The organism is Phormidium sp. FACHB-1136, assembly GCF_014697375.1.
Lineage (GTDB): Bacteria > Cyanobacteriota > Cyanobacteriia > Phormidesmidales > Phormidesmidaceae > Nodosilinea.
On the sequence record NZ_JACJRS010000164.1, the window covers coordinates 1 to 6,632 of the forward strand.

At 54.4% G+C, this 6,632-nt stretch carries 3 protein-coding genes; 1 reads left to right on the plus strand and 2 read right to left on the minus strand.

Annotated elements, in window-relative coordinates; all coding sequences use genetic code 11:
- Window positions 1-425: 425 nt before the first annotated feature.
- Both H6G62_RS25375 and H6G62_RS28710 read right to left on the minus strand, forming a co-directional pair.
- The gene (locus H6G62_RS25375) at window positions 426-1,898 is read right to left on the minus strand and encodes a class I SAM-dependent DNA methyltransferase (protein WP_190500390.1); all 1,473 of its coding nucleotides are present in this window, start codon (window positions 1,896-1,898) and stop codon (window positions 426-428) included.
- Between the two features lie 1,362 nt (window positions 1,899-3,260).
- Window positions 3,261-5,528, minus strand: a complete 2,268-nt coding sequence (locus tag H6G62_RS28710) for a DEAD/DEAH box helicase family protein (protein WP_347239425.1) — start codon at window positions 5,526-5,528, stop codon at window positions 3,261-3,263.
- Between the two features lie 800 nt (window positions 5,529-6,328).
- On the opposite strand from H6G62_RS28710, the gene H6G62_RS25390 reads away from it, so the two are divergent.
- Entirely contained in the window at window positions 6,329-6,586 is a 258-nt protein-coding gene (locus H6G62_RS25390) for a hypothetical protein (RefSeq protein WP_190500394.1), read from the plus strand.
- Window positions 6,587-6,632 lie beyond the last annotated feature (46 nt).

Genomic DNA, 6,632 nt, shown 5'->3' on the forward strand with positions numbered 1-6,632 from the left:
ATGCTGTTGAGGCTATCCATCGGTGCACCGTGTTTTACTTGCACCTGCACTCTATGCGGTGGATAGCTTTTTTCCAACCCAACCCCAAAAAACTGTCCGGAGTGTTGATCGTGTAGTCTCCTTGCAATTCTCATTTTGGGTCGTCTCCGTTCGCCTTGAGCTTGTCGAAAGGCATTACCCTGCGCTTCCCCAGTTGGGCTTCGACTGTTCGGCAGGCTCACAGCTCAGCCCGAACGGAGCCACGTTCGCCTTGAGCTTGTCGAAAGGCATCACTCTGCGCTTCCCCGGTTGGGCTTCGACTGTTCGGCAGGCCCACAGCTCAGCCCGAACGTATCTCAAGCAAGATGGCTACAGCTATATCGTCTTCTCTGAGGAGCATCATACTGAGAATTGCTTGTTTTATTATCGATTTTCACCTCCTCGCATCAGTTCTCCCCCCGTTCCAACGCCGCCATTAAGCTCGCCTTTAGGGCATTCCGCGCCTCATCCGCCGCCGCCGCCGCTGCCTGATATTGCTCTAGCAACACCAGCGGGTCTTCGTGGGTGTCCTCCGGCGTGTTGGGGTTCTTAATATCCAGGTTATAGCCATTGGCAATGATGTCGGCCACGGGCACCCTCCAAGCTTGCTCCGTCTCTTCCCGGTTGTGCCACCAGGCTTTTTCGGGGGCAAACTCCTCTACCCGCATCGGCTTTGTTTTCGAGTACGACTTATAGCCTTCTGGGTAGGGGTGCTCGTAATACCACACCGCCTCCGTCGGCTCTCCCTTCGTAAAGAACAGCACATTGGTGCGAATGCTGGTGTAGGGGTTAAACACGCCATTGGGCAGGCGCACAATGGTGTGCAGATTGCAGTCGCGCAGCAGCTTTTCCTTCACCCGCGTCTTAATGCCCTCGCCAAACAGGGTGCCATCGGGCAACACAATGGCGGCGCGTCCTCCGGGCTTCAGCAACTCTATCACCAGCACCAAAAACAGATCCGCCGTCTCCCGCGTGCGAAACTCCGACGGAAATCCTCCCTCAATGCCGTCCTCCTCCATGCCCCCAAAGGGCGGATTCGTTACCACCACATCCACCCAATCCTTGGGGCCATAGTCGCGCAGGGGGCGGCGCAGGGTGTTGTCGTGGCGAATGTTGGTGGGCACCTCAATGCCGTGCACCATCATGTTGGTCACACAGAGCAGGTGGGGCAGTTGCTTTTTCTCTACCCCCTGAATGCTGCGCTTGGCGGTCTCTAGGTCTTGGGGGGTTTTGGCCTGGGCCTTTAGGTGCTCGTAGGCACAGGTGAGAAATCCCCCCGTGCCACAGGCTGGGTCTAGCACCGTTTCCCCCAGTTGAGGGTTGGTCATATCCACCGCAAACTGGGTAACGGCCCTGGGGGTGTAGAACTCTCCCGCATTGCCCGCACTTTGCAGGTCTTTGAGGATCTGCTCATAGATGTCGCCAAACACATCCCTCGTTTGGCGCTGGTTCAGGTCAATGCTGTCGTTGATTTTGTCGATCACCTGGCGCAGTAGGGTGCCCGATTTCATATAGTTGTAGGCATCCTCAAACACGCTCCGCAGCAGCAGCGCCCGCTCGCGCCCCTGGCCCTCATACTGTTCGTGGTCTAGGTTTTGAAAGGTCTTAAATAACTGGTTATCGATGAAAGCCAGCAGTTCATCGCCCGTGGGTGCGTCTTTGCCTAGGGTTTTGCTGTCGGCCCACTGATCCCAACACAGCGCCATCGGAATCGGCGATTCGTAGTTGTCGTCGCTGAGTTCTAGCTCGGCATCCTGGTCGCTAAAAATCTTGAAAAACAGCAGCCACCCCATCTGCCCAATCCGCTGAGCGTCGCCATCGACCCCCACATCCTTCCGCATAATGTCTTGAATCGACTTGATCGTGGCACTGAGAGACATGGGACTGGCTGTGCTGAAAGGACTGGAATTATAGTTCTACCCTATCCCGTTTGCCTTGAACTGTGAGCCTGTCGAACGGTCGAAAGGCCACACTCTGGGCCGTAAGTCTAGGGCTTCGACCAGCTCAGCCCGAACGGACATCCAACCCGTTCGCCTTGAGCCTGTCGAAAGGCCACACTCTAGGCCGTAAGTCTAGGGCTTCGACCAGCTCAGCCCGAACGGAACACCCTACCGCCGTTCGCCTTGAGCCTGTCGAAAGGCCACACTCTAGGCCGTAAGTCTAGGGCTTCGACCAGCTCAGCCCGAACGGACATCCAACCCGTTCGCCTTGAGCCTGTCGAAAGGCCACACTCTGGGCCGTAAGTCTAGGGCTTCGACCAGCTCAGCCCGAACGGACATCCAACCCGTTCGCCTTGAGCCTGTCGAAAGGCCACACTCTGGGCCGTAAGTCTAGGGCTTCGACCAGCTCAGCCCGAACGGACATCCAACCCGTTCGCCTTGAGCCTGTCGAAAGGCCACACTCTGGGCCGTAAGTCTAGGGCTTCGACCAGCTCAGCCCGAACGGAACACCCTACCGCCGTTCGTCTTGACCGTTCGCCTTGAGCTTGTCGAAAGGCTCCATTCCCCGGCTGGGCTTCGACTGTTCGACTATTCGGCAAGCTCATAGCTCACTGCTCAGCCCGAACGGAACACCCTACCGCCGTTCGCCTTGACCGTTCGCCTTGAGCTTGTCGAAAGGCATCACTCTGGATGAGACGGCGGTTGTTTTCCACGCGCCAGCCTAGACACCTCTGCCCAATCTCCCCTCATCATGGCTTCCTTCTTCTTCCGACTCCATCCTTTGACCTGACGCTCAGCCGCCAAAGCCTCTTCCCGTGTTGCAAATTCCTGGGAAAAGACCAGTTCTAGAGGTCGGCGTTTATAGGTGTAGCAAGTGGGAATCGCACCAGAGGAGTGTTCAGCGAAACGCTTTTCTAGGTTGTCTGTGTGACCTGTGTAATAGCTTCCGTCGTTGCAGCGAAGAATGTAAACCCAAAATGCCATAGCTAAAACTGAGTTGACAGTGACGAGAGTGCTATGGATCAAGGATAAAGGGTTTCGACGGACTCAGCCCAAACGGAACACCCCCCGTTCGCCTTGAGCTGTGAGCTATGAGCTTGCCGAATAGTCGAGCAGTCGAAAGGCATCACTCCCCGGCAGGGCTTCGACAAGCTCAGCCTGAACGAACACCCTCCCCCCCGTTCGCCTTGAGCTGTGAGCTATGAGCTTGCCGAATAGTCGAACAGTCGAAAGGCACTATTCCCCGGCAGGGCTTCGACAAGCTCAGCCCGAACGGATACCCTATCCCGTTTGCCTTGAGCTTTAAGCGCTGGGCCTTTCGTAGAGTAAGTTCTCTAGCTCGGTGAGGGCGGCCTGATATTGCCGTTTGCCGCCAAAGCTTTGTACCAACTCCACTGGGGTGCCCAGGGTGGCAAAGGGATCAAGTTGTAGGATTTTGGCGTCTTCAATGGAAGTAATGCCCTGGTCAGCATATTTCTCTAGCATTCCCTCCAAGACTAGGCGGGCCGTTTCGCCGTACTTGGCAAACACATCGCGCTTTTTGACTTGCTCCGCCCGTTCTCGGCGGGTGAGCGGTGGCTGGTTAAAGGCCACATGGCACACCAGGTCGAAAGAGTCATAGCCTGACCCCACCATAGCCTCTAGATCCTCTAGCAACACCCCCCGCTCCTGTAGTTCCTGAAGAATAGCCGCCTTGCGGTCGGCCTCATTCCACTTGGTCAAAAATTGGTTCAGCGAAGTATAAGCCTCGATTACAGTACGGCGGGTGTAGTCGCGCAGCGATTCGGTGGTCAGTTCGCCATTTGTGTTGTAGTAGCTCACCTGTTCCCGCACCACCTGAAATTCCTGGCGGCTAACGGTGTATTTGATGCGCTCTCCAGGAATCGGTGGGTCAGCGGGTGGCAGTGAGGCGGTGCCGTCCGTACCCAAGCCGCCATCGGAGCCGTCTCCCGTTGCCTGACCAAAGTCCTCATCCTGGAGGGGTGGCCCGTCCCAGTCTTCGTCCTGAAAGAGGTGGGTTGCCCCCCGAAAGTCGAGGATGGTGAAGTAGTTTTTGCCGTAGTCGGGCCGCAGGCGCGTTCCCCGTCCGATGATCTGCTTAAATTCCGTCATCGACTGAATGCGCCGCTCTAGCACAATCACTTGGCAGGTCTGGGCATCGACCCCCGTGGTCATCAGCTTTGAGGTGGTGGCAATCACCGGGTAGGTCTCATTGGGGTTAATAAAGTGATCAAGCTGGGCCTTGCCCTCTTTCTCATCCCCGGTAATTTGCATCACGTAACGGCGGTCTTTCTGCACCAGTTCCCGGTTGGCATCCACGTTGATCAGGGCTTCACGCATTCGCTGGGCGTGATCAATGTCTTCGCAAAACACAATGGTCTTACGCATCGGGTCGCCATTGTGCAAAAACTCGCTGATGTACTGGGCCACCAACTGGGTTCGCTGTTTGAATTTGATATTGCGGTCATAATCCCGCAGATTGTAGACCCGGTCTTCGATAAGCTGACCGTGGTCATCTACCTCCCCGGTCTCTGGCTGCCAGCCATCGAGGTCTTTGTCGAGGCTCACCCGCACCACCTTGAAGGGGGCCAGAAAGCCATCTTCAATACCCTGGCGCAGGGAATAGGTATAAACTGGCTCCCCAAAGTAGTTGATGTTGGAGACATACTTGGTCTCCTTAGGCGTTGCCGTCAGCCCCACCTGAATTGCGGTGGAAAAGTAGTCCAACACCTGTCGCCAGTTCGAGTCCTCGGCGGCGCTGCCCCGATGGCACTCGTCGATCACCACCAAGTCGAAAAAATTACGGTCAAATTTCTCGTAGAGGTTGTCTTGCCCTTCATTGCCGATGATGGCCTGGTACAGTCCCAGATACACCTCATAGGAGGTGTTGACGCGGCCATTCTCATCCAGTAGCTTGCGAGTCAGCTTGGCTTTCTTGTCGCCAAAAGGTTCAAAGTCATTGGTAATGGTCTGATCGACCAGGGAATTGCGGTCGGCCAGAAACAGCACCCGCTTCACCGTCCCCGTCTTCCACAGCCGCCAAATGATGTTGAACACGGTGTAGGTTTTGCCCGATCCGGTTGCCATCACCAGTAGGCATCGCCGTTGGCCTTTGGCAATGGCTTCGATGGTGCGGTTGACGGCAAGCTGCTGGTAATAGCGAGGAGCCTTGCCCCCGACCTTGGTGTAGAACTGAGAAGTCAGCAGGTCTACGTGGTTTGGGCTAATCTGCTGCCACTGGAGATAACGCTGCCACAGGTCTTCCGGCGAGGGAAACGCATCTAGGGAAATTTCCTGTTCCACAGCCCCAAAGGTTCCGGTGCGGTCGTGCAGCCAAAAGGCGTCTCCATTCGAGGAAAACACAAAGGGGGTGCCCAGGGTATCGGCATAGCCCAAGGCTTGCTGAATCCCGGCGTTTACGCTGTGCTGGTTGTCCTTGGCTTCAATCACCGCGATGGGTTGGTTGGTGTGGTGAAACAGGACATAATCCGCTCGTTTGCGGGATCCCCGAGTGGTAAGTGGCCCACGTACGATCATCTGCCCATCGGTAAAGGAAAGCTCCCGACGGATCTGCGACCGTTTTCACCCCGCTTGGTGCAGTGCCGGGGTGATATTTTGATCACAAATATCGGCTTCGCTTAGCTCTTTTTTTGACATCACTCTAACCTGTCAGTCTCACCAGGATTGTTTATGGCTCTGGGGTGCGCCCGTAGGTACCCCCCCGATCCCCATTGATACCTAGTTCTAGTTATCCCAGTGAGATAGATTTACAAACAGGCTCTTCGCCCGGATGTTACGAAATTAAGCACCGCTGATTCACGCCCTCATCCAGGGCATCGTTCCCCATGAGGACGTTGAACCCTGGCGGAGTTGGGGCCGACATCCCGCCGATGTTGTGACCCATCCCTGCAAAAGCCTAAAAACAGAAGCCCACTTCTCCGGCTAGCTCCCCCGGTTCTATGCCTCCGCCGAAAAAGCCGTCAACTACATCTGGGGATCTTGAATTCAGCCATCGTAGTGGCGCTCCAACCAATTACCTCGTACAAAGACTGTAGCGAGTTGAAAGAGAGCACCACGTTGACATTGTTAAACGACGACACCTAATCTGTTACCAGTCGTTTGATGACAAGATTGGGCACCTCGAAAAATACTGAAGGCACTGTCTCACAATGAGACTCACGCCGAAATCCAGACTCCTGAAATATTTGCTAATAGTCCAATATTTGATCATTAGTATTTTGATTCTTAAAGAGATAGCCGATAGACACAAAAAGATGAGATCTTAGTATTTTGATTCTTAAAGAGATAGCCGATAGACACAAAAAGATGAGATCATAGATAATATAAATCACTCATTTCTCATCAGGACTATGGGACAAAAAGGATTCTGGGACTTTGAGGAACGTCAGCAGGAATTGCTCAACAAAAATAAAACCTTAAAATATCTCAATGACATTATTCCTTGGGAGTTATTCCGAGATGAACTAGAATCGCTCCATAAAAAAGACCGCAAAAGCAATGCAGGTCGCAAACCAATCGATGTCATTTTGATGTTTAAGTTCTTGATCTGGACAGTGGGAAGTTCTGTATCCGGTAGCGGGACGCCAAGAAAAACGGACATGAGCTGAGTCAATCGACCCATCATGTCCGAAACTGGCTGATGTAAAGCCTTTC

Excerpts from the sequence above, each read along its gene's own strand:
- H6G62_RS25375 (WP_190500390.1), bottom strand. The coding sequence starts at position 1,898 with ATGTCTCTCAGTGCCACGATCAAGTCGATTCAAGACATTATGCGGAAG.
- H6G62_RS25390 (WP_190500394.1), top strand. The coding sequence starts at position 6,329 with ATGGGACAAAAAGGATTCTGGGACTTTGAGGAACGTCAGCAGGAATTG.